This window comes from Flavobacterium sp. LS1P28, assembly GCF_003970335.1.
GTDB lineage: Bacteria > Bacteroidota > Bacteroidia > Flavobacteriales > Flavobacteriaceae > Flavobacterium.
In genome coordinates this window covers 24,967-47,084 of record NZ_RYDI01000020.1, presented here as the reverse complement: position 1 = coordinate 47,084, position 22,118 = coordinate 24,967, and the positions used below count along the sequence as shown (strand labels likewise).

Annotated in this window: 20 protein-coding genes and 1 other RNA gene; 4 read left to right on the top strand and 17 right to left on the bottom strand. The window is 34.3% G+C overall.

Going from position 1 to position 22,118, the window contains the following annotated elements; genetic code table 11:
• Positions 1 to 79 precede the first annotated feature (79 nt).
• Positions 80 to 970, top strand: a complete 891-nt coding sequence (locus EKL97_RS13510; protein WP_126553444.1) for a Ppx/GppA phosphatase family protein — start codon at positions 80 to 82, stop codon at positions 968 to 970.
• A gap of 23 nt (positions 971 to 993) precedes the next feature.
• On the opposite strand, the gene EKL97_RS13505 is transcribed toward EKL97_RS13510, so the two are convergent.
• From EKL97_RS13505 to EKL97_RS13495, 3 genes are all read right to left on the bottom strand, one after another.
• Complete coding sequence (locus EKL97_RS13505) at positions 994 to 1,368, bottom strand: DNA polymerase III (RefSeq protein WP_231507343.1); 375 nt, start codon at positions 1,366 to 1,368, stop codon at positions 994 to 996.
• A 305-nt stretch (positions 1,369 to 1,673) separates the two neighbouring features.
• Positions 1,674 to 2,759 carry a DNA polymerase III subunit gamma/tau gene (dnaX, locus tag EKL97_RS13500; RefSeq protein ID WP_126451676.1) on the bottom strand — a complete coding sequence of 362 codons (1,086 nt, stop codon included), beginning with the start codon at positions 2,757 to 2,759 and terminating at the stop codon, positions 1,674 to 1,676.
• A 168-nt stretch (positions 2,760 to 2,927) separates the two neighbouring features.
• Positions 2,928 to 3,236 (bottom strand): hypothetical protein, encoded by a 309-nt coding sequence (locus EKL97_RS13495; RefSeq protein WP_126459229.1) that lies wholly within the window; start codon positions 3,234 to 3,236, stop codon positions 2,928 to 2,930.
• Between the two features lie 121 nt (positions 3,237 to 3,357).
• Here EKL97_RS13495 and rnpB point away from each other — a divergent pair.
• Together rnpB and EKL97_RS13485 are read left to right on the top strand one after the other, a co-directional pair.
• Positions 3,358 to 3,689: RNase P RNA component class A (gene rnpB, locus EKL97_RS13490), an RNA gene on the top strand.
• A gap of 128 nt (positions 3,690 to 3,817) precedes the next feature.
• Positions 3,818 to 4,735 carry a ketopantoate reductase family protein gene (locus EKL97_RS13485; RefSeq protein WP_126569055.1) on the top strand — a complete coding sequence of 306 codons (918 nt, stop codon included), beginning with the start codon at positions 3,818 to 3,820 and terminating at the stop codon, positions 4,733 to 4,735.
• A gap of 14 nt (positions 4,736 to 4,749) precedes the next feature.
• Here EKL97_RS13485 and EKL97_RS13480 read toward each other — a convergent pair whose 3' ends face one another.
• Together EKL97_RS13480 and EKL97_RS13475 are read right to left on the bottom strand one after the other, a co-directional pair.
• The gene (locus EKL97_RS13480; protein ID WP_126451673.1) at positions 4,750 to 5,343 is read right to left on the bottom strand and encodes an RsmD family RNA methyltransferase; all 594 of its coding nucleotides are present in this window, start codon (positions 5,341 to 5,343) and stop codon (positions 4,750 to 4,752) included.
• The gene (locus tag EKL97_RS13475; RefSeq protein ID WP_126459235.1) at positions 5,340 to 6,146 is read right to left on the bottom strand and encodes a DUF3822 family protein; all 807 of its coding nucleotides are present in this window, start codon (positions 6,144 to 6,146) and stop codon (positions 5,340 to 5,342) included. The genes EKL97_RS13480 and EKL97_RS13475 overlap by 4 nt, the downstream gene beginning before the upstream one ends.
• A gap of 167 nt (positions 6,147 to 6,313) precedes the next feature.
• Between EKL97_RS13475 and EKL97_RS13470 the strand changes: the two genes are divergently transcribed.
• Complete coding sequence (locus EKL97_RS13470; protein WP_126569054.1) at positions 6,314 to 7,735, top strand: ATP-dependent RecD-like DNA helicase; 1,422 nt, start codon at positions 6,314 to 6,316, stop codon at positions 7,733 to 7,735.
• Between the two features lie 185 nt (positions 7,736 to 7,920).
• Here the strand turns inward: EKL97_RS13470 and EKL97_RS13465 are convergent, their stop codons facing one another.
• From EKL97_RS13465 to EKL97_RS13410, 12 genes are all read right to left on the bottom strand, one after another.
• Positions 7,921 to 10,422 carry a hypothetical protein gene (locus EKL97_RS13465; RefSeq protein WP_126569053.1) on the bottom strand — a complete coding sequence of 834 codons (2,502 nt, stop codon included), beginning with the start codon at positions 10,420 to 10,422 and terminating at the stop codon, positions 7,921 to 7,923.
• A 120-nt stretch (positions 10,423 to 10,542) separates the two neighbouring features.
• Positions 10,543 to 11,103, bottom strand: a complete 561-nt coding sequence (locus tag EKL97_RS13460) for a hypothetical protein (RefSeq protein WP_126459244.1) — start codon at positions 11,101 to 11,103, stop codon at positions 10,543 to 10,545.
• Between the two features lie 218 nt (positions 11,104 to 11,321).
• Positions 11,322 to 12,188 carry a molecular chaperone gene (locus tag EKL97_RS13455; RefSeq protein ID WP_126569052.1) on the bottom strand — a complete coding sequence of 289 codons (867 nt, stop codon included), beginning with the start codon at positions 12,186 to 12,188 and terminating at the stop codon, positions 11,322 to 11,324.
• Between the two features lie 103 nt (positions 12,189 to 12,291).
• The gene (locus tag EKL97_RS13450; protein ID WP_158614934.1) at positions 12,292 to 12,792 is read right to left on the bottom strand and encodes a DUF4402 domain-containing protein; all 501 of its coding nucleotides are present in this window, start codon (positions 12,790 to 12,792) and stop codon (positions 12,292 to 12,294) included.
• A 510-nt stretch (positions 12,793 to 13,302) separates the two neighbouring features.
• Positions 13,303 to 13,713, bottom strand: coding sequence for a response regulator (locus EKL97_RS13445; RefSeq protein WP_126569050.1), 411 nt, complete (start codon positions 13,711 to 13,713; stop codon positions 13,303 to 13,305).
• 82 nt (positions 13,714 to 13,795) lie between these two features.
• Positions 13,796 to 14,557, bottom strand: coding sequence for a LytR/AlgR family response regulator transcription factor (locus EKL97_RS13440; RefSeq protein ID WP_126553428.1), 762 nt, complete (start codon positions 14,555 to 14,557; stop codon positions 13,796 to 13,798).
• A gap of 1,036 nt (positions 14,558 to 15,593) precedes the next feature.
• On the bottom strand, positions 15,594 to 16,313 hold the full coding sequence (gene pgl, locus EKL97_RS13435; RefSeq protein ID WP_126561509.1) for a 6-phosphogluconolactonase: 720 nt from the start codon (positions 16,311 to 16,313) through the stop codon (positions 15,594 to 15,596).
• Positions 16,297 to 17,907: a glucose-6-phosphate dehydrogenase gene (gene zwf, locus EKL97_RS13430; RefSeq protein ID WP_126459263.1), complete on the bottom strand. Its 1,611-nt coding sequence runs from the start codon at positions 17,905 to 17,907 to the stop codon at positions 16,297 to 16,299. The genes pgl and zwf overlap by 17 nt, the downstream gene beginning before the upstream one ends.
• A 17-nt stretch (positions 17,908 to 17,924) precedes the next feature.
• Positions 17,925 to 19,331 (bottom strand): NADP-dependent phosphogluconate dehydrogenase, encoded by a 1,407-nt coding sequence (gene gndA, locus EKL97_RS13425; RefSeq protein ID WP_126563687.1) that lies wholly within the window; start codon positions 19,329 to 19,331, stop codon positions 17,925 to 17,927.
• 77 nt (positions 19,332 to 19,408) lie between these two features.
• Positions 19,409 to 20,050 (bottom strand): 3-hexulose-6-phosphate synthase, encoded by a 642-nt coding sequence (gene hxlA / locus EKL97_RS13420; protein ID WP_126451662.1) that lies wholly within the window; start codon positions 20,048 to 20,050, stop codon positions 19,409 to 19,411.
• 41 nt (positions 20,051 to 20,091) lie between these two features.
• On the bottom strand, positions 20,092 to 20,658 hold the full coding sequence (hxlB, locus tag EKL97_RS13415; RefSeq protein WP_126569049.1) for a 6-phospho-3-hexuloisomerase: 567 nt from the start codon (positions 20,656 to 20,658) through the stop codon (positions 20,092 to 20,094).
• Between the two features lie 282 nt (positions 20,659 to 20,940).
• The gene (locus EKL97_RS13410; RefSeq protein WP_126569048.1) at positions 20,941 to 21,828 is read right to left on the bottom strand and encodes an AraC family transcriptional regulator; all 888 of its coding nucleotides are present in this window, start codon (positions 21,826 to 21,828) and stop codon (positions 20,941 to 20,943) included.
• Between the last annotated feature and the right edge of the window lie 290 nt (positions 21,829 to 22,118).

Sequence of the window (22,118 nt, the reverse complement as noted above, 5' to 3'; positions counted from 1 at the left end):
AGTATCATCCCGGTAATCATTTGTTTGATACATTAAATTGAATAATGATTTTTTATAAGGAATAACGAATCCAAGCAAAATGATTAAAATAAAAAAATATGCAGCAATCGATATTGGATCTAATGCCATGCGCTTGCTAATTACAAATATAGTAGAACAAGAAGGCAAAGAGCCACAGTTTAACAAAAGTTCCTTGGTTCGTGTTCCTATTCGTCTTGGGCAAGATGCTTTTACCGTTGGTGAAATTTCAGAAGAAAATATTGAAAGAATGTGTGATGCCATGAAAGCTTTTAATCTTTTGATGAAAGTTCACAAAGTAGAATCCTATAAGGCTTTTGCTACTTCAGCCATGCGCGAAGCCTATAACGGTAAAGAAGTTGTGGCAATAATAAAGAAAAAAGCCGATATAAAAATTGAAATTATTGATGGTAAAAAAGAAGCAGCCATAATTGCTTCTACTGATTTACATCATTTATTAAAGACGGATCAAACCTATCTTTTTGTAGATGTTGGTGGCGGAAGTACGGAGTTTACATTGTTTTCGAATGGAAAAATGAAAAATTCAAGATCCTTCAAAGCCGGAACCGTACGTTTATTAAATGACATGGTTTGCGATGTAGTCTGGGATGAAATAGAAAAATGGATTAAAACAAATACGCAGGAATACGATGAAGTTACCTTAATAGGTTCTGGCGGAAATATTAATAAGCTTTTTAAAATGTCCGGAAAAATACAAGAAAAGCCCTTGTCGTACATTTATATGAATTCACAATACGCTTTCCTGAATTCCCTTAGTTACGAGCAAAGAATATCTGAGTTGGGATTAAATCCGGATCGTGCCGATGTAATTATTCCTGCAACCAGAATCTATCTGAATGCTATGAAATGGAGTGGTGCCAGAAATATTTATGTTCCTAAAATTGGACTTTCAGATGGTATTGTAAAAGCCATGTACTACAATAAAATTTAAGTTTCCAATTTAAATTATGTGTATTATGCATCTAAATCTAATCCAAATGTTGTTCGTAACAGATCAATATTTGGATTTATTTCATGAAGTCTGTTGTAACGGTCTTGGTCATTAAAATTTTTTCTGCTTTGAATACTTTCATTTACAATCACTTCAATTGTAATGTCGTGATTGTGTAAATGCCCTTTTAAATATCCCAAAAGTCCATTTAATTCTTTTTCAAAATCAAGTTTTGATCCTTCATTGGGCAACTCAATTGTGATGGCAGTTCCACTTAATACCGGATCATTAATAAGCAGGAGTGATTCCATAATTCGAAACCCTTTCTCTCCTAAGCGTTGTGCATATTTATTCCAATACAGCAACATTTCAGTCTCGCTAAAAGTTTCTGTAGGCAAATTAAGAACTTCTTTTATTATTCCTTTATTGCTTTCTTCTAAAGCTTTTTTTGCCCGAATACTGGATAACGAAAAAGCTGAAATCTTAGGCTCGTTTCCTGATGGGTTATGGGTTATGGGTTTTGGGTTTTGGGTTTCAGGTTGAACAACTTCAAGTTTAAACTCTTCAGCTGAGTTCTGAGAAACAGTTTCGGATTTGGAAACTGGAACTTGATTTTTGACATTGCCATTTTCATTGCTATTGCCATTGTTTTTTTGAATTTCTACTATAGCGTAATCATTCTTCCTGTAATAAGTAGGTGGAATTATAAATTGGTCAACTTTTTTTTTTCTCCATCAAAAGTGATAGAGGCCAGTTGCATAAGGCAAAGCTCAACAAGAAGTCGTTGATTTTGACTCAGTTTGTACTTTAAATCACAATCATTTGCTATTTCGATTCCTTTCAAGAGAAAATCTTGACTGCAATTTTGTGATTGCACGCCATACATTTGTTGTGCTTGTTCTCCAACTTCTAATAAAGATAAAGTTGCAGGTGTTTTAGAAACCAGTAAATCTCTAAAATGAGAGGCTAATCCGGATACAAAATGGTGTGCATCAAATCCTTTGGCAAGAATTTCGTTGAAAGCGATTAATAATTCCGGAATTTTGTTTTCCAAAATCAAATCTGTTACATTAATATAGGTTTCGTAATCCAACACATTCAAGTTTTCCGTAACGGCCTGACGTGTCAACTCTTTTCCACAAAAAGAAACTACTCGGTCAAAAATAGACAACGCATCTCGCATGGCACCATCAGCTTTTTGAGCAATGATATGCAAAGCGTCATCTTCAAAATTTACGCCTTGACTGGCAGCCACTTCAGCAAGATGTTCTTTGGCATCCTTTACGGTAATTCTTTTGAAATCAAATATCTGACAACGAGAAAGTATCGTTGGAATAATTTTATGTTTTTCGGTCGTTGCTAAAATAAAGATGGCGTGTTTTGGCGGTTCTTCCAATGTTTTCAAGAAAGCATTAAAAGCTGCGGAAGACAACATGTGAACCTCATCAATAATATACACTTTGTATTGTCCCGTTTGTGGCGGGATCCGAACTTGGTCAATCAAATTCCTGATGTCATCGACAGAATTATTGGATGCAGCATCCAATTCAAAAACATTAAAAGCGAAATCTTCATTTGGATCATCGTATCCGGGCTGATTTATTTTTCGAGCCAAAATACGAGCGCATGTCGTTTTGCCAACGCCACGAGGCCCTGTGAATAATAGGGCAGAAGCCAAGTGATTGCTTTCTATGGCATTCAATAAAGTATTGGTAATGGCTTTTTGTCCTACAACATCTTTAAATGTTTGAGGACGATATTTACGGGCCGATACTACAAATTGTTCCATAGAATTTTATTCGAAAGCAAATATAGGTTTTAATTTAAAGACGGAAAAATTTAAGTATTGAAAGATTTTATAATTTTTCAAATGGTTTTTATTTCCCAAATTCTCTAGCCCAGATAGAAGAGAAAATCAGATTTTTAAGTGTTTTTTTTTAACGGTATTATGTGTTACCTAAAGTTTGGATTGTCCACCGGTTTCGATGCATAATTTTTCTAAAACAACTGCGGCGTCATTATTTGAATTTGCCGAAAAACCAGCTACAAAAACTCCTTTTTTACCAGAATCAGAGCTGATTCCATATACTACTGATTCTTCGTCAGGATCAGTATCCCCTTCGTAGCGGTAGACGTGATTTACTTCAAATTTATGTGGATTAGATTTAATATCATCTTGATGAATATTAAAATCATAGGTAAAACCTTTTTCTTTTAGATCTTCTAAGGCTTCTATTACGGTGGTATAATGGTACATTGGTTTCATGATTAATGAAAGATTTATTATTATTTATAAAGGTAACTAATTTATTATTAAGTCATTGCGAAAAGGATGTTAAAGTAAATAATCTAAAATGGCGATACATGAAAAAATATTGTAATTTTGCACCGCAGACCGCCTTATCGCTGTTTTGAGCAATCAAAAGAGAGGAAAGTCCGGACACCAAAGGGAAGCATAGCGGGTAACACCCGTCGGTTCAAGTAATTGGATTAGGACAAGTGCAACAGAAAGTATGTACAGGTAATGCTGTAGTGAAACCAGGTAAACTCTATGCGGTGAAATATCAAGTATATCAGCATTTAAGGGCTTCCCGTCCGTTGTTGAAGGGTAGATAGCTTGAGTCCCGCAGTAATGTGGGATCTAGATAAATGATAAGGCTCCGACCCGATAGCTATCGGGATTCGGAGACAGAATCCGGCTTATAGGTCTGCATTTTTTTTGTTAAAAGATTTAATAAAATTTAGGATTGTAAAATCTAAAAGGAAACCATTAAGATATTAGTTTCATTAAGTTCCACGGCTTAATTTTCTAAATTCCTTAATGGTTTACTTTTTTAAATAGTGCTTATGATAACACGAATTGGAATTTTAGGATTAGGTGGAGTAGGCGGTTATTTCGGAGGATTATTAGCCAAAGCTTATTCTGAGTCGGATGCAATCGAAATTGTCTTTATTGCTCGTGGCGAAACCCAAAAAGCAATAGCCCAAAAAGGTTTGAAAATTATTTTAGAGGAGAGTGAAACCATTGTTTTTCCTAGTTTAGTTTCTAACGATCCAGAAGAAATTGGGGAGCTGGATTACCTTATTTGCGCCACTAAAACCTATGATATCGAAAAAAGTTTTGAATCTATAAAAAACTGTATCACTCCAGATACGATAATTCTTCCTTTATATAATGGCGTTGATGCCACGGCACGCATACAAATACTATTTCCTGAAAATAATGTATTACAGGGTTGTGTGTATATTGTTTCGATGATTGTTGCTCCCGGTGCGATCAAAAAAATTGGTGCTTATGAAAAATTATTCTTTGGTTCAAAAAATGCTCCGGTTTCTAAATTAAAGGAATTACAATCTATCTTCGAAAAGGCAAATATCGAAAGTTATCTTGTTGAAAATATAGAAGAAACGATTTGGGAAAAGTTTATTTTTATTTCAGCTCTGGCTTCAGCAACTTCATATTTGAACCAAAACATTGGAGGAATTTTAAATAATCCTGAAAATAAGGCAGTTTATAGCTCATTATTAAACGAGATTTCTGCTGTTGCTTTAGCTAAAGGATTAGCGATGCCAATTGACATTGTTGCTCAAACTATTGCTAAATTAGAGAAGTCCCCACAAGACAATACATCATCAATGCATAGAGATCTATTAGCAGGTAATAAAACGGAAGTGAGTTCCTTGACAGAATATGTAGTTAATGAAGGTTTGAAATTCGGGGTTGATACTCCAATATATAAGCAAATATTGGAGCAATTGTCTTAAAATTGTTTCCGGAATTATTCTTCGTCACTATCGTTTTGGTCTGATTCGTTTTCAGAATCTTCCTCGCCAGAGCCAATTTCGAAGAAACTAAAAATGGAACCACCATAACTTTTTTTAAATGAAAAGTGAATCATGTGGTCCAGTTTGGTATATTTAGAATGTTCAATTACCATCATTCCCTCTTCATTGAGCAGTTCTTTTTCAAAAATCAATGAAACAATTTTTTCAAAAGTATTCTGGTCTAATGCATAAGGTGGATCTGCAAAAATGATATCGTACGAAGTTTTACACCGTTCTAAATAGGTAAAAACATCACTTTTTGTAGCAGCTATATTAAAATCATATTCGGTTGCCACTTGTTTGATGAATTTTACACAACCAAAATCCGCATCGACAGAGGTAATTGGGGTGCTGCCACGAGAGGCAAACTCGAAACTGATATTCCCGGTTCCGGAGAATAAATCTAATATTTTTAGTCCTTCAAAACTGAAATGGTTGTTCAAAACATTGAATAATGCTTCTTTAGACATATCGGTAGTGGGACGAACTGGGAGTCCTTTTGGCGGAAAAATGCGTCTTCCTTTGTATTTTCCTGAAATGATTCTCATGAGTTGAAAAGTATAAAATGATTTCTGTTTTCGGCCTCAGAAAAATAATTGTTCCATCGCAAATCTTCCACATCAATTAGGGAAACATTGCGAATGTATTGGTAAGCTATTTTGAAAAAAGCACTCTCGGTTTCAATTTTCCCTATCATTTCCAGTTGAAAGTTCTCTGGATTTAAATTCAATTGTTCGGCTGTAAATAAGATGTAATACATAAAATCTTCAGGTGTGCTGTATTCAAAAGAATTGAAAAGCAATAATTTTTGGTTTTGAACCACAATGATTTCAAAATGACCTGAATTGAAATGAATAAACATCTTTTTTTGGTCAATGTTTTTGGAGGCAACCAAAAGTTTCGAAACTAAAATACTATTGGCGTGTTTATAATCAAAAGAGCCAAACTGATCAATAAAAAAATTATTGATATTCACGTACGGAATATAGACGGCATTCATTTGATTATTTGGTATTTCATCAAACGCAAAAAAATCAGTTTCAAAAACCTTTGTATTGTATTGTAAGTAACTTCCTAGAAAGTTTTCGTCAAAAAGTGCTGTAGGTACAAACGTAGAAAGATTGTTGTTGTGGATCACCAGAACGGCGTCATAGGTATCCTTTAATTCTGGATAATTCTGAAAGGCATTGGCAAACAAATCTTCAATTTTGGTAGTGGTGTCAAATGGATCAAAATGTATCTCATTGAATGAAATAACAGTGTTGTTCAGCATATCAAATGTACAAAAAGAAAGTCCCTTCAATGAAACTTGAATGGAAAGTTTTTTATAATTTTTTTCGACTATGTTCATAATAAGATTACTTTTTCTAAACAACGCAAACTTACAAATTTTAAAATCAATAACAATATCAATTGCAATGTCAATAGCCAAAATCAATAGTAATAATTGAAAATTGAAATTGCTATTGACATTGAAATTGAAAAAACATTCTCTACCTTGCATGTAAATTATACCAAATGAATTCCTCCTCTTTTTATAGTCTTTTACAAAAAAAATTTCCTTTTCAACCGACACACAAACAGGATATTTTTTTTCAAAAAATAGCTATTTTTTTAACGGACACGCATAACGATACCATTTTTGTTTTAAAAGGATATGCGGGAACCGGAAAAACTACCGTAATATCTACGATTGTAAATAGTTTAGTAGAAATCAATAAAAAGTATGTTTTATTAGCGCCAACAGGGCGTGCGGCGAAAGTGATTGCTAATTATTCCGATAAACCGGCTTTTACAATTCATAAAAAAATCTATTTTCCTAAGAAATCTTCCGGAGGTGGCGTTTCATTTACCTTGCAACAAAACAAACACACCAACACGATTTTTATTGTTGATGAAGCTTCGATGATATCGGACACCAATTCCGATTCTAAGCTTTATGAAAATGGTTCTCTACTGGATGATTTGATTTCCTATGTGTATTCAGGAACTAATTGCAAGATGATTCTTCTGGGAGATTCGGCTCAATTACCGCCGGTAAATTTAGATATCAGTCCCGCATTAGACATTCAAACATTAAGTATTAACTACGATAAAGAAGTCGAATATATTGAGTTGGACGAAGTGATGCGTCAGGAAGAAAATTCGGGAATTTTGCACAATGCGACGGAACTTCGAGAACTATTGAAGGATTCTTTTATAACTGAATTCAAATTTGATGTCAAAAAATTCAAAGATATAGTGCGCCTAACTGATGGCTATGATATTCAGGACGCCATCAATTCTGCCTACAGTAATTATAGCATTGAAGATACTGCTTTTATTGTTCGTTCCAATAAAAGAGCGAATCAATATAATGAACAAATCCGAACCAAAATCCTCGATAAAGAAAGCGAACTTTCTACAGGTGATTTCCTGATGGTGGTGAAAAATAATTATTTCTGGTTAAAAGACTCTGATGAAGCGGGTTTTATTGCTAATGGTGATATTATCGAAGTCTTGGAAATTTTCAATATCAAAGAATTGTATGGTTTTAAGTTTGCCAAAGTAAAAATCAGAATGATTGATTATCCCAATCAGATTCCGTTTGAAACAGTATTGTTATTAGATACCATAAAAAGCGAATCGCCATCATTAACCTATGAAGAGTCCAACCGATTGTATCAGGAAGTGCTGAAGGATTACGAAGGTCAAACAAAATTCAATCAGTTCCAAAAAGTAAAAGCTAACGAATATTTCAACGGCTTACAAGTAAAATTCTCGTATGCCATAACCTGTCATAAATCACAAGGCGGGCAATGGAATACGGTTTTTATAGAACAACCGTATTTGCCGGACGGCATCAATAGAGATTATATTCGGTGGTTGTATACCGCAATGACCCGAGCCAAAAATAAATTATATTTGATCGGATTTAAAGATGAGAATTTTGTGGAGTAAATCTAAAAAAAACCGCAAATTCGCAAATTTTTCTATTTAATTTTTAATATATAATTTGCGAATTTGCGGTAAAAAAATAGCTATGAACTCATTAAACGACTTACATAAAATTTCAGGCTCTTTTTTGAATACAAGTTATTGGGGATTCTTCTCGTATGACGCCGGTAAAGATTATGTAGATCTACTTATTTTGTTTTTTCGAGTACAAATTCCAAAGTATCTACAAAAGCACCATCGATACCATTATCGATTTCAAAATTCTGGTAGGAGGGACTTGCCTTCATCTGTAAATTTTCCAATTGAAGTGAATCCATTTTCGCAACATATTGTCCCGATTTTAAACCCAAATAACTAAAATAACCATCGGGTTCCGAAAGAATACTGGCGATTAATGTATCGTGTAAATCATAGATAGCGACTTTTAAGCCTCCAGTTCCCAGAAGTTGCTCATTTTCTTTTCGATACACCATTCCGGAAACTTCTCCCACAACCACAACCGGAATTTCAATTATTTTTAATTGATTGGGATTTAGTATACAATTTAAAGTTTTGTTATTTATGCGCCAAGCAATAGAATTAACTTTGGCGGTATTAAGTTCCACATAATTATTAATATAAGGTTCTAATCCGGTTATAATGGTGGTTCCATTGGGATTAACGAGCTGACGGTCACCGCCCATTACTATGATCTGGACTCCTTTTACCAGTGGTTCTTTGTCCTCTTTTTTTCCATTTCCATTGATGTCTAAAAACGGAACAAATTTTACACTCGCTCTGCCCACACTTATTTGGTTATTAAAACGTACAAAATTAGCTTGGGGTTCAAAGATTAAGCTTCCGCTGGCAGATTGTGAAAAAGAAGCACTATTTTTATAAAAAACACTTGAAAATCCAGTATTGATATGATCGAAATTATGTGTAAAACTAATTTGAAAACTACTGTTTTGATTCTTAAAATTATAATCTAAAGAGGCTTGAATATAGCCTTTTTTAAAAATTGGCTTTCTCAATTGTGTTTGCAATGTCGTCATGGCATTGGCATCATATCCATAGCGCAATTGGGGAACAAGGACAAATCTTTTAGGAAGTTGGAATGAGGTAGAAATATTGCTGTATACCGATGGTTTTTGGTTTTTGGTAAAAAAGGCATTGGTGGTAAAATTAAAATTAAATCCAAATGAATTTCCCGAGAGTAAAAATTCAGAAGTGGTAAATTTAGTGGTACTAAATAGGTTTTCTTGAATGGTAAATCGGGAAGTTCCCGAAAAAAAAGAACTGCGATGTGGCATGGAAATACTTGCTTTCCGCATTTCGGAATAATTGAATCGAACGGCTTGTTGGTTCTTATCGTATTTACTATAATCAAAGTCAAAACGAAGGTTTTTGGGTGTCGTATAATTCAAATTGAGATCATACAGCACTTTTGAATAATAGCTTGCCGTAAGAAATAATTGAGACGAGAGTCGAAGGGAAGAATTCAAAAACGGAATAATTTTATTAGATTCTAAAGAGGAAATATATTCTATTCCACCTCCCAAAGTGACGTGATTAGAAAGTCCATAATTTACTTTTGCACTGGTAAAAATACTGCCTTTGCTATCCTCAATAATCCCGGAACTGATCGTGTATTCTACCTCCTTTTTTGGAAGGAAAAGAGCAGGAACTACAAATTGATTGCTAAATAACTGCTCTTCGCCCCAAGGTCCATAATATCGGAGTGTAACTTCGGTACGACCGTACATTAAAGGAACGTTGAACGAAAAGAAACCGTTGGCATCTGCCTGAAGATAATCAATTAATACATTGTTGATGTAGAGTTCCACCGTCCAATTGGCCTGGGTATGATCGCTCAAGATATACGTGCCAAAAGATTTTCGGATTTGGGTAGAGGCATTCGTGATCTGAGCTCCGATAATGGGAAACAAAATTGTCGCTTTGGAAGGAGCTGAAATTTTTCCTAAAGTGAACTGCTTAATATATTTGTTTTCATTGTTCACATAGCGCCATCGATAAAACTGGTTTTTGGCCACTATGGGTTGGTTGCTGGTGTAATTTAGCAAAGTGGTCAATTCACCTCCAGCTACAATGCCGCCTAAATTGAGGAGTAATCGTTCTGAATGACTTCCTTCAGATTGTTGTATGGTATTAACAGCCCAATTAGCTGTTCCAAAATGAAGTAGTGGTTTGTCACGTACGATAGTTGTGTCCGCTTTAAATTCCATTTTCATTTTGTTGATGTTATCGCGCATTTCTAGCAATCGGGCTTCTCTAATGGCGGGAAGTTCGAGTTTTGAGACCATTTCAACGGATAAACTCCTAAAGCTAAAATTATTTTCGAGCCCAAATATTTGATTGAAATAAGAAGCGTTTAAAAATAAATTTGTTTTGGTACGAATAAAATCGCTTGGTTTCAGGGTGTAAACTTCCTCTTTGTAGCTAATGGTGTTGGTGTTTTGGTCAATTTTGAAGGTGTTATTTTGATTAATAAAAAAACCTTCAATAGTAGTAAAATTAGAATTGGGTATATTTCGTATTTTAATATAATCCAAAACTTCGGATACCGAAAGATAGACTTTAGATCCGCATATTACCGAGGAAATTTCGGTGGCACCAATGTATTTTACCTGAAGCAGCACTAAAACTTCATCGCAATCTTCCTCTTGTGCAGTAGCAGAAAAGGCTATCATGGAGAAAAGGAATAGAGATATGATGTTGTACAATTTAGTCATAAAGAACGAAGAGTAGCAAGTACTTTTGCTAAAGGGAATTATTTTTTTAGAGAACTGCCTGAGTTGCGTCTATGAATATTAATTAGAATTTGTTTGATCAGTAGTGTTTTGAATTCGGATTTTTTCTAAACTAGCTGTCAAAGTTCTTGTGAAGATGTCAAGTTCAGTAACAGAATCTTTTAAATAGATACTTAAACTTTCTAACTCTTCTTTTGATATAGCTTTAGAATCAATATGATTTGTCAAACCTTGCATTCTAGAAATAGGACTTCGAACTTGATGGGAAACTTGAAAAAGCATTTCAGTAATGGATTTTAGGTATTTCTGTTTTTCTGTATCTTTTTGTAACAAGATTTCTTTGTATCGTAGAATAATAAAGCACGATATCCAGATAGAAAGAATGGATAAGAATTTGTTAGTAAAAACACTATAATACATTTCGATATGGTAGTAATCAATGGTATCAATAAGTGTTAAAATAGTGCATATTATGGCAAGCCTTATTATTTTATCTTTGTCTAAAGTATATGAAATAACTAAAGGAATTATATACAAAACAGCTATTGCTACTCCTAGAGGTACTTTTAAGTCTAATATGAATATAATTAGAACGATACTTGTTATAAGAATTTTTGGCATTATTAATTTTCTGTTCTATTAAATAATATATAAATCAAAAGGTTTATCTGTAATATAATTCTTTTGCGATTGCACTTATCTCATTATCATGCTTTGTTTTAGAAAAAAACGATGTCTTTCACGGCGTAATTTATCTGAAAATATTTTGATGTTTTGGTATGGTATTTTTTATCGTAATGTTTTTCAAAAAACAAACAAAATTAACAAACAGATGATTCTTATTTATTACTATTAATTTCCGTTTCAAGTGAATATTCTTCGTTGTCTGACAAATTAAGGAAGGCTTCAGCATAAGTAGTTTCTTGATTTGGGGTAGAATAGATCACCTGTAATTTTCCCTTGCTGTAATCAATACCTGGAATAGTATTGAGTTTAATTTTGGTTTTGCGCAAATTTCCAGGAGCATATACTGCAAAGCCTTTTATTAGTCCCACATTAGTACTAATTCCCTCAGGATAAATATAATTGACATTCAGTTCCCCATAAGCAGATTGATTGCCTGTGCGGTGAATATCCAAGTATAAATCCTGTGATGGCAGCAATGCCAAATTAGATAAGGTCACCGCGGTAGTTGGCGCTCCTATGGTTATAATATTTGCTATTGAAATTCCGTAAACAGCAGTTATTTTAACGTCTAAACTTTTTGGTAAGAGCGTATCGCTTACGTGTGTTCTATTTTCCAAAATTTTTATTTTAGGAACTCCCCTAAGATAAAGATGAGATCGGTATTCTCCGTCTTTTAATTCGCCAGTCTTGATAAGCTGTATTTTTACTACCTGCGATTCATTGGGCGCCAAAGTTATGGTGCGGGGATAATAACGAAGATATGGAGAGGCGAAATTTTGATTTTCTTCTGGTTCTTCTATCGTATTAAATTTACCGTCTTCATCCATTTGAATCTGATTATAGGACAATCTATAGGTAGCGGTATCCTTGCCTGTATTGGATAGATTAAGAGTTTGAACTCTACTTTGAATTCCGTCAAAAACAATGCGTTTTGGGAATACCATTAAATCGCCTTGGGCCAGTAAAGGAAATGAAAAATTTAATAAAAGGAATATAATAAGAATACTTTTTTTAGTCATAGGAAGTTTTTATTTATTTATTGCTAATGCTTCCATTTTCAGGATTTAGAACAAGCGTTAAATTTAAAAAAAGGTGCTTATTTCTAAGCACCTTTTTTTAAATTTAGTTATAATTCACTATCACGGTAAAAGGAGTAATACTCTGGTATAAACCTACAACTTGATTAGCTCCAACATTTAGCGTAGCTCCAACAGTGAAGTCTTGAGTACCACTAGCCAAAGCACCAATTCCACTAGCAAGTGAGCTTACAAAAGTAGTAACTTCCATAGTTTTAAGTGTTCCAGCTACTGCAGTTGTAAGTGTAAGAGATGTTGGCAATGTAACTGTATAAGCATAAGCTCCTTGACCTGTCACGGTAAATTTAGCAGCAGTTGGATCTCCCTTAGCTGAAGTCAATTTAACTCCACCAGTTGAACTTTGAATACCTGCAACAGATAAAACTAATGTACCAGAAGCATTACTTGCAAAAGAACCAAAAGCCAATGGGATGGAATTAGAAATTGCGATTGGTGCAACAATAGTTGTACTTGACGCAGAAGTTGCAGATGCTGGTTGCGTACCTTGTGCCAAAACGCTTGAACTAAACACAGCAGTCAGTGCCATAATAGATAGAATTGAAGTAATTTTCTTCATAATAAAATAATTTGGGGTTAAAATTAAGAAGCAAGTGCAGGTTTTGCCCTGGTCCTTAATCAGTTTAAATAATTTGTTTTGTATTAGCAAAAGTGCCAATTCCGAAGCAAATGTATTTAGTCCGTTAATATATGTAAAACGAGAAGTAATAAATGATGGCTACTAGGCCATAAGTGAAAAGGAATCGAAGTAAGAATTATTTGATAAAAATTTAATAAAATCTTGGTTTTTATTGAATTTATGCTTTTTAAAGGCTTTAAAAAAACATTAAAAAGTTAAAATTAACTAAAAGGACTTGAATTTTTAATAATTAAAGTTCTTATAAAAATGTATTATTGCTACAGTTATGCGTTCATTTATTGTATTTTCTTAAAAGGTTTAAAAAGATAATTTATAAACGAATGGAACTAGTTTCGAAAATTAAAAAAGAGTGTCTTTGCGGTTTAAAACAAGTTGTTTTTAAACGTTTCAAAATTAGCATCATTTGAGTATAATTCGATCCAGAAATTCTTGTGTAATAGGTTTTTGCTGAAAGGAAACTACATTTGGGTCCCTGCAAACACGAATAATATCATGATTATCAATCGTGTTTGAAACAATAAATACTTTAACCTTATTTTTTAAAGTAAGCGGAAATTTATCATAAGCTTCCAGAAATTCAAAACCCGAAAAATGGGGCATATATAAATCTATAAAAATTATCTCAGGCAGCTGACCATGTCTTTCTTGATTTTCTTCTAAATATGTCAGTGCTTCCCTTGCAAGTGAAAACTCGACAACCTTTTTTCCAAAATTATTATGGAGAATTATTCTAGAATTAATGTAGCGTTCAATTGGATTATCATCAATTAATAGCACTTTTTCGAATTTTGCTTTCAACTCGGTTTTCATGGTTTTAGTATTTAAGTGCAGTCATACAGGAAATATTTATTAGTTTACAACGAAAAAGAACTCCTATCATTTTGTGTAATTGTTATTCTTTAAGTTTAATAAATTTATTAAAATCATCTTGTCGTCTTTTGGCAACAGCCAAAAGTACACCATTAGGAAATTCGCAGAAATACCCCTCTTTTTTAGAAATTTTTACTATGTGACGCAGATTAATAATATACGAGTGATGAATTCTAAAAAAATAGTTGGGATCGAGAATTGTACTGTATTCTCCTAAATTTTTACTCGATACGATTTTTTTACCATTTTGTAGAAAAAAAGTAGTGCACCTTCCTTCGGCCTTACAGTAAATTATTTCCGACATAGGAATGAGTTCAATTTTATCCAAGGAGGAAACCGCAACATAGTCGTTTGGCTGATTTAATGAGTTTAATAGCTCAAGTGCCTTGATTACCTGATTTTGATAGGATCGCTCCATTTTAATTCTTTTAATAGCTTTGTATACAGCTAAAAGAAGAGAATTAAAATCGACAGGTTTTAAAATAAAATCAATCGCATTTTGTTTAAATGCGATTACAGCATTTTGTTTATCGGCAGAAATGAATACCAGTTTAGGAATACTCTGTTCTAATTCATTGAGCATATCAAAAAAAGTATCATCTGTAAAGGAAATATCTAAAAATACGAGATCTGGTTTTTGTAATTGTATACTATTGATTCCTTCAATTATAGAGCTCGTTTCGTTTACTATTTTAAGAATTATAAAGTTTTCTTTTTCAAATTTTTTAATAATTTGTAAAGTGTCTTTTTCTTTCGTAATAATTACGGCATTAATAGGTATCATAGGTGTGGACTTAAGGGGTAATTGATCTTTAAAACCGATGAATACCATTAGATATTAATCTATAGTATTCATTTTTAGAATGTTATAAAAAAAATAAAATAATATTTTTGTGTATCGAAAATAAAACAATAAACAGCAATAGCACTCAGCAGTTCTTTAAATAAAAACAAAAGTAATAATCGTTACGTTTCCTGTATTAAGTGTTGTTAAACAGTGTGTTTTTGCTAAAAAGGGTATCTTTTAGTTAATTTAATTTGGTGTTTCCACTAACACAATGGAATTTCCTATTTTTTATTGTAAAAGGATTGAGAATTTACAATCAAATAGTAGTCTTTTGATACTTTTAATGGTAATTTTAGAATTATATATTTTATTGATTTTAAGAAAGTTAGTGTTTATTTTTGATAAAAAAAAATTTTAAAGTATATATTTTCCTTAGAGTCCTAACAGTAGAGTAAGTTAGTTATGATCTGAGATTATTTTATTTTATCTAACCGTGTAAGAGCGCTACACCATCCTTCTCAAAAAATAAACAATTTGAATGAAAAACGGATTTTGAATTTGGCTTTTTATTGAAGTGTTTTGTTTGGTTCAAAACTAAAAATATAATGATGAATAAGCCGATAAACATATTTTAAAAATATATATGTTTATCTGACACCTAAAGTATCTTTTTCACTAACATATTTTACGCTTTTTCATTTTAAAAAATCTATGTATAACCCGGGAATCCGTGCCAGTTTTCTTTTAATAGGAGTAATTACAGAAAGACATAAAATTAAATATGGTTGTCCGTTACTTGTACCAAACTACATTTTACAAATGAAACTTAGCTCTTTTGTCATTTGACCAAAGGGAGAAATCACATAACGAGAGCAACTGATATGATTTCTCCTCCGTCGAAATGACAAAATAAAACGCAATGGTATTAGTAACGGATAGTCATAAAATTAAAAAAATATTTTTGCATTGTGGTAGCTAAAGATAATTAAACAAGACCGCTCAACTTAATAATGCAATGCAATTTAGCACTAAATTATTTTTCCTTACTTGTAGCAGCTTTATCGGTCAAGAACAATAATTCGCCATCCGATGGTTTAATTAATTGCATAGGATATTTTTCGGGATTATACGCTCCATATAAAACTTCGTTTAAGGCATAGGCTTTATTTTCTCCAAAAGTCACTACTACAATCTGTTTCGCTCTATTAATAAGAGGTGCAGTTAGAGTTATTCGAAACATAGTTTGAGACTCAAGATAATAAGCTGCTACCCACTTATCCTGTTCTTGCAATACGGCTTGCCCTGGAAAAAGAGAAGCAGTATGGCCATCATCGCCCATTCCTAATAAAATAAGGTCAAATTGTCCGTCCTCGCCTGTTATATTTTTAATAGATTTTTCATATTCCAACGCGTAATCCTCAGGAGTAACACCTTCTCTATACATTGAAAATATATTGTTTTTTGGTATATTTACAAGACTTAGTAGCGTATCGTTAGCCATTTTTGCATTGCTAAGTACATCATCAAGCGGTACCCAGCGTTCGTCACCCCAAAAAATAAAAATCTTTTCCCAATCTATTTTTGTCTTGTAGGAAGCTGTTGCCAAAAGGGCATAGATAGCTACAGGTGAGGAACCGCCGGTAAGCGCTACGACAAAGCGACCGCGTTTCTGTATTGCTTTTTCTGCAGCAGCTACAAATATATTGGCAGCCTGGCTTGTTATGTCTTCCTTAGTATTAAAAATTCTTACCATCAGCTGCTACTTCTACTTGTTTTGTTTGTACTGCTTTCTTATCTTTTTCTGCCTTGTCCGCTTTCTCTGCTTTCTTTCGTAGCTTTTCTTCTTCGGCATCTAGTGTATTTGATGCCCAAGAATGCCCCTGACGAGCAAGTAATTCATTTGCCGCTTCAGGACCCCAGCTTCCAGCTTCGTATTTGTGTAGACTTGAAAATTTATCGTTTTCCCAAGCATCCTGAATGGATGTTACCACATCCCAGGCTTCTTCGACCTGATCGGAGCGCATGAATAAAGTTGGATCTCCCTGTAAAGCATCTAATAAAAGGGTTTCATAGGCTTCAGTTGCTTGGGTAGAGCATGAAAAATAATCAAAAACCATTTCAGCTGGTTTTAACGAAAGAGACAAGCCTTGTTTTTTAGTCATAAACTGCAGCCTAATATCCATTGCGGGCTGAATGTTTATGATTAATCGGTTTGGCATCATTCCTTCTTTTCCAAAAGAAAAAGTAGAATGGGGTACCGGTTTGAATTGTATAACGATAGAGGATTGTTTTTCCTTCATTCTTTTACCTGTTCGAACGTAAAAGGGAACACCTTGCCAACGCCAGTTATCCAGATAAAATTTCATTGCTACAAATGTTTCTGTGATGGAATTATCCTTCACCCCTTTTTCTTGCAGGTATCCAGCTATCGGTTTTCCTTTTATCGAAGCTTTTTCGTACTGGCCTCTCACTGTGTAGTGTTCTACTTCATCAGGAGTTATACGGCGTATTGCTTTTAAAACGTCAGCTTTACGGTTTCTGACCTCATCAGCTTGTAACGAAGTGGGGGCTTCCATGGCAACCATCGTTAAAATTTGCATCAGGTGATTTTGTATCATATCCCTTAATGCTCCGGCACCTTCATAAAAACCACCGCGGTCTTCAACACCCACTTCTTCGGCAACCGTAATCTGTACCGAATCAATAAAGTTACGGTTCCAGAGCGGCTCAAACATTGAATTTCCAAAGCGGAAAGCTAGGATGTTCTGTACAGTTTCCTTGCCTAAATAGTGGTCTATGCGGTAGATTTGTTCCTCTTCAAAGGTTTTTGCCAATAGCTTATTTAAGAGCTCGGCAGAACTTTTATCATAACCAAACGGTTTTTCAATAATAATACGATCCTGTTCCGGATTTGCGGCAAGATCTAATTTCTTAATATTATTAGATATGGTTTCAATGAAAGAAGGTGCTATTGAGAGGTAAAAAAGTCGGTTGGCACGTACCCCAAAAGACGCATCTATGGCGTCTAACTTTTGTTTCATCAACACGTATGATTCTTCTTTGTCGATATCATTTTGCAAATAAGAAATATGAGAAGCAAATTGTTCGAACTCTTTTTCGGAGGCTATTTTATTTCTCGAAAACTCATTTAGGTTTTCACTGACATGGTTTCGGTAATGCGCATCACTGTTTTCGGCCCTTCCTAAGGCAATGATCTCAAACTTTTCCGGCATACGACCATCAAGATAAAGATTATAAAAAGCGGGGAAAAGCTTTCTTTTAGCTAAGTCACCGGTAGCTCCAAAAACAAGAATGATGGTTGGGTTTATAGTATTGAGATTATCCATTATGTTCCATTTAAAATTTAGTCATTCCACTCGGTGTGAAATATACCGTTAGTATCAGTACGCTCATAAGTATGAGCCCCGAAGTAGTCGCGTAATGCCTGTATCAGATTAGTAGGAAGGTTTTCTGATCGATAAGCATCAAAATACGCTAAGGAGTTCATTAGACCGGCAATAGGTATCCCTTTTTGAACGGCAAATTGAACGGTATTCCTTATGCTGGATTGATTCTCATTTAAGGTCTTTGCTATGCTATCATCGAGCAGTATGTTTTTCAGTTCACTATTTTTGGCGTAAGCCTTTCGGAAATCTTCCAATACTACCGAACGAATAATACATCCACCACGCCAAATTTTAGCGATTGTCTCCAAGTTCAATTCGTAATTATATTCTTTTGAAGCTTTTGTTAGCAAGGCTAATCCTTGGGCATAAGTAATTAATATGGAAAAATATAAAGCCCCTTTAAGTGTTTCTATGGCTGCAGGCAAGTCAGTATTGGTTTGTTCTGCATTCCAAATTAATTTTGAGGAAGCCTCAATTCTTTCCGGTTTATTTTTAGACATTTCCCTCATTGCAACGGCAGCATCTACGGTTGAAAGGGGAACTTCTAAGTCCATGGCATTTTGAGAAGTCCATTTTCCTGTTCCTTTGGATTTAGCCCAGTCGGAGATTAGATTTATTAATATCTGGCCGTCGGTATCTTTTTTCTTCAGGATGTGTCCTGTTATTTCAATCAGGTAGGATTCGAGTTCGGTGTTATTCCATTCTTCAAATACTTTTTGAATTGTAGTGTCGTCTAGTTCGTATCCGCGTTTCATAAGATCGTATGCCTCTGAAATAAGCTGCATAATCCCATATTCAATTCCGTTATGCGCCATTTTCACGTAGTTTCCTGCAGATCCGTTGCCTAAGTATTCTACGCAAGGTTCTCCATTTACTTTAGCAGCAATGGATTCAAAAATAGGACGTAGCCTTTCATAGGCTTCTTTATTACCTCCGGGCATAAGGCTAGGGCCAAAACGGGCTCCTTTTTCGCCTCCTGAGATTCCCATTCCAAAGAAGTGGATTCCCTTGGCCGATAATTCTGTATATCTACGGTCAGTATCAGTAAAATATGTATTTCCGCCGTCGATAAGAATATCTCCTTTATCTAGGTGGGGCAGTAGGTTTTGAATGACAGCATCAACAGGTTTTCCTGCTGGTACTAATATCAGGATAGCTCTTGGCTGTCTGATAAGTGCAACAAAATCTTCGACGGCTGTTGTGGCTTTAATTCGGTGTTGGGAATTCGCTTCTTCTGTGAGAGAAAGAACTTTATCATCATCTAAGTCTAAGCCAGCTACAGCATGACCTTGGTCGGCCATATTTAAAAGTAGATTACGCCCCATAACTCCTAGGCCCACTATACCAAAATCGAATGTATTCATAATTAGTATGTAAATTTATTATTAGAAAAAAAAAGGCTGGACTTTATTTATAAAGTCCAGCCAAAATTAGTCAATTATTAGGCTACAGTAACACTATTTATAGCTTCTTTTAATGCTTTTGCAGCAGCAGCTGGATCTTCAGCACCATAAATGGCACCACCAGCAACAGCTACATCTGCACCAGCAGCTACAACATCTTTTATTGTATCAATGTTTACACCACCTGCTACAGAGAATGGAACTTTTGCTAGTCTACCTTCACTGATAAGTGTTTGTACAGAATATCCTGCTAATGTTTGTTCGTCAAGACCAGCGTGTAGTTCAACAAACGCAACTCCAAAAGCAGTTACTTCTTTTGCTCTTTGTACTCTATCTTTAACTCCAATAGTATCAACTACTACTTTTTTACCATATTTTGCTGCAGCTTCTACCGCGCCTTTTACAGTTGCATCATCTACAGCACCCATAACGGTTACTAGATCTGCTCCAGCTTTAAATGCAATCTCAGCTTCTAGAAAACCGGTATCTGCAATTTTCATGTCTGCAAAAATTAATTTGTCAGGGAAAGCAGTTTTCATTGCTGTTACCACACTAAGTCCTTCCGATTTAATAAGCGGAGTACCTAATTCTATAATATCTACGTAAGGTGCTACTTTGTGTGCTAGTTCTAATGCTGCTTCTGTAGTAAGTAAATCAATTGCGACTTGTAATTTTGTCATGTCTAAAATGTTTAAAAAAATTAATAATATTAAAAAAATCGTTATTCCAGGTTGGCGTGTTTGGGCCATAGGTCTTCTTTGGTCAACTTTGATTCTTGCCAAAGCGACATAAAAACGCTCTCCAGGATAAATAATATAAACTGTTCAAAAAGGCTGCCTGCATACTGCTCGGAGACCGAAGCCCCAAAGTCAGTTTTTGTTGCCGCTTTTATGAATATGATATGGTCTGCCACTTCTGCTAATTTACTTTCTGCATCGGCAGTCAGCGCAATAACTGTTGCTTTTTGAGCCTTCGCTTTCACCGCTGATGAGAGTACTGAAGAAGTAGTGCCAGATCCTGATGCTAGCAGTAACAAATCACCTTCAAGAATGGCGGGTGTATTCGTTTCTCCTACTATAAATACGGTATAGCCTAAATGCATAAATCTCATGGCTGCCATTTTTAATGCAAGTCCACTTCGCCCAGCTGCCATTACAAAAATTCGTTTGGCTGCTTTAATTTCGTTAACCAAAACCGTTATCTCTTTTGGATTAATCTCATTTGCTAATTTTAGGTTTTCCTCCAAAATAACATGCAGATTTTTGTTTGTCAAAGTGTTACTATTCATTTTGTTTTATTTTTAAATAAGCGATACGCTCCTACTATCATTCAAATTAGTACACCAATGAAATTGGGTAATTTTGATCGATTTTTTTTCGAGTGTGTGAGGTATTGCGTGATTGAAATTACAGGATGCCTTTATAATTTTAATTTTTTCTATTCAGAATTAAATGGAATAATAAAGCTGTAATCGATTTTTTGCAACAGTAATTAATCTCTATTTTGAATAGTATTAATTACTGATGCAAAGATAGATCAGAAGGAAAGGAGGGATGTTATATATACAAGACTATGCGGTATAAATTTGCGCCAGGCCATTCTGAAGGTCCGTTGGCGTTTCCTTTAGCTTAGCTCTTACAAATTTATTAAGAGCTGATGGAGAGCTAAACCCAAGGTCAAATGCGATTTCTTTGTGAGAGCGATCCGTAAACAGTAATTGTCTTTTAATTTCGGTAAGGATCCGGTTGTGGATTGCATTTATTGCGGTTTCGCCAGAATATTTTTTATTTAGTGCATTTAACTTTTTAGTGCTGATAGCCAGTTTTAAGGCATAGTATTGTACAGTGCGCTCCATTTTATATTGATGGTTCAAAAGTTTTTTAAAGGCTATATAGGTATTCTGGTCAGGACCTTGAGTGTCCTGATGTAAAACAGGATGTTGGCCATGGATTGATTCAATGAGTCCCAAAAGGAAGATTTTGATATAAAAACGGGCCTGCTCTTTTTTAACTAGGCTAGGGGCATTATAAATATCCTGTATGTTCTTTATAATAGGTAGGACTTGTTCAAATTCTAGGCTAGAAAGTGCGGTACAATTAAGGTGGGCCGATAAGTTTACATTATAGGCACTGAGCTCATTTTTCAATATATCTGAACAGAACAATACTTCTTCAAATAATATAATTTTGCCGGATAAATCAGTTGACAAATTTGACAAAAAGTGGATTTGATCCGGAAACAGAATAGAAATTTTTCCTGAATTTAATAAATGAATTTTGTCTTCGATATGTACTTTAATACTTCCTGATTCCACAAGTATGATACAAAAATGATCTTTTTTATGTGGTTTCAAATAATCTTCAGCACTTACTGTCCCAAGGTCAAAAACCCGGAAGGACAAATTTTTATCATCCGTTTTTTGAATGTTTTTTTTAATCTCAAACCTCTCTAAGTACATAGGATATTTTTTATATAAGTGCTGAGTGCGCTCTAATAAACGACTTTAATGCATCAAGTTTATTATAGAGTCATTTTAAATGATGCTTGTAAACCTAATTTATTAAATTTAAAACACTTCTTTAGTACAATTTTCATTAGTAGCTTTTCAATAATAGCTTAATAATCAAGGGATTTTAATTATAAAAGGGAGTGTCAGTAATTTTAAACATTAAAGATCAAGGACAAATATACTCTTTTCTTATCTTAAGATATTGATTCAGCTTGAAATTAGGCTCAAAACTAGATTCA

What these genes read in the sequence shown, in the direction of transcription:
- EKL97_RS13455 (WP_126569052.1), bottom strand. Translation starts at nt 12,188, where the DNA reads ATGACTAAAAAAAGTATTCTTATTATATTCCTTTTATTAAATTTTTCA.
- EKL97_RS13450 (WP_158614934.1), bottom strand. Translation starts at nt 12,792, where the DNA reads ATGGCACTGACTGCTGTGTTTAGTTCAAGCGTTTTGGCACAAGGTACG.
- gndA (WP_126563687.1), bottom strand. Translation starts at nt 19,331, where the DNA reads ATGAATACATTCGATTTTGGTATAGTGGGCCTAGGAGTTATGGGGCGT.
- EKL97_RS13410 (WP_126569048.1), bottom strand. Translation starts at nt 21,828, where the DNA reads ATGTACTTAGAGAGGTTTGAGATTAAAAAAAACATTCAAAAAACGGAT.
- EKL97_RS13510 (WP_126553444.1), top strand. Translation starts at nt 80, where the DNA reads ATGATTAAAATAAAAAAATATGCAGCAATCGATATTGGATCTAATGCC.
- zwf (WP_126459263.1), bottom strand. Translation starts at nt 17,907, where the DNA reads ATGGATAATCTCAATACTATAAACCCAACCATCATTCTTGTTTTTGGA.
- EKL97_RS13485 (WP_126569055.1), top strand. Translation starts at nt 3,818, where the DNA reads ATGATAACACGAATTGGAATTTTAGGATTAGGTGGAGTAGGCGGTTAT.
- EKL97_RS13460 (WP_126459244.1), bottom strand. Translation starts at nt 11,103, where the DNA reads ATGCCAAAAATTCTTATAACAAGTATCGTTCTAATTATATTCATATTA.
- hxlA (WP_126451662.1), bottom strand. Translation starts at nt 20,050, where the DNA reads ATGACAAAATTACAAGTCGCAATTGATTTACTTACTACAGAAGCAGCA.
- EKL97_RS13465 (WP_126569053.1), bottom strand. Translation starts at nt 10,422, where the DNA reads ATGATAGCCTTTTCTGCTACTGCACAAGAGGAAGATTGCGATGAAGTT.
- EKL97_RS13440 (WP_126553428.1), bottom strand. Translation starts at nt 14,557, where the DNA reads ATGATACCTATTAATGCCGTAATTATTACGAAAGAAAAAGACACTTTA.
- EKL97_RS13445 (WP_126569050.1), bottom strand. Translation starts at nt 13,713, where the DNA reads ATGAAAACCGAGTTGAAAGCAAAATTCGAAAAAGTGCTATTAATTGAT.
- pgl (WP_126561509.1), bottom strand. Translation starts at nt 16,313, where the DNA reads ATGGTAAGAATTTTTAATACTAAGGAAGACATAACAAGCCAGGCTGCC.
- hxlB (WP_126569049.1), bottom strand. Translation starts at nt 20,658, where the DNA reads ATGAATAGTAACACTTTGACAAACAAAAATCTGCATGTTATTTTGGAG.
- dnaX (WP_126451676.1), bottom strand. Translation starts at nt 2,759, where the DNA reads ATGGAACAATTTGTAGTATCGGCCCGTAAATATCGTCCTCAAACATTT.
- EKL97_RS13480 (WP_126451673.1), bottom strand. Translation starts at nt 5,343, where the DNA reads ATGAGAATCATTTCAGGAAAATACAAAGGAAGACGCATTTTTCCGCCA.
- EKL97_RS13495 (WP_126459229.1), bottom strand. Translation starts at nt 3,236, where the DNA reads ATGAAACCAATGTACCATTATACCACCGTAATAGAAGCCTTAGAAGAT.
- EKL97_RS13475 (WP_126459235.1), bottom strand. Translation starts at nt 6,146, where the DNA reads ATGAACATAGTCGAAAAAAATTATAAAAAACTTTCCATTCAAGTTTCA.
- EKL97_RS13470 (WP_126569054.1), top strand. Translation starts at nt 6,314, where the DNA reads ATGAATTCCTCCTCTTTTTATAGTCTTTTACAAAAAAAATTTCCTTTT.